The following is a 295-nucleotide window of genomic DNA, read 5'->3' as shown; positions in this document are numbered from 1 at the left end:
CTCCTCCTGCAACAACTAGAAAACCTATTATACCTAAAATCCAAAATAAAATTTTCTTTTTCATAACTTATACCTTCTTTAATTTTTATTTATAACTAATTATGCGTTATTGCTATTCACATATTACAACAAATACATTTATAAATAAAAGCTTTTTTATTTCTTATGATTGTAATGAAAGTTCACTTTTTATTTGAGTAGTTGATATATCTTCAGTTCTTGGTAAATAAACCACTTCGCAATATTCTTTTAAAAAATCAAATTTCCCTTCCCAATCATCACCCATAACAAATAC

Annotated in this window: 1 pseudogene; it reads right to left on the bottom strand. The window is 24.7% G+C overall.

Annotated features, from left to right (window positions below):
* Nucleotides 1–163: 163 nt before the first annotated feature.
* Nucleotides 164–295: pseudogene (locus SB754_RS19785) on the bottom strand (glycerol-3-phosphate cytidylyltransferase); the annotation flags it as partial.

The organism is Leifsonia sp. SIMBA_070 (assembly GCF_046534635.1).
Taxonomy (GTDB): Bacteria; Actinomycetota; Actinomycetes; order Actinomycetales; family Microbacteriaceae; genus Leifsonia.
The sequence above is the reverse complement of the archived record's forward strand: the minus strand, read 5'-3'. Positions and strand labels throughout refer to the sequence as shown.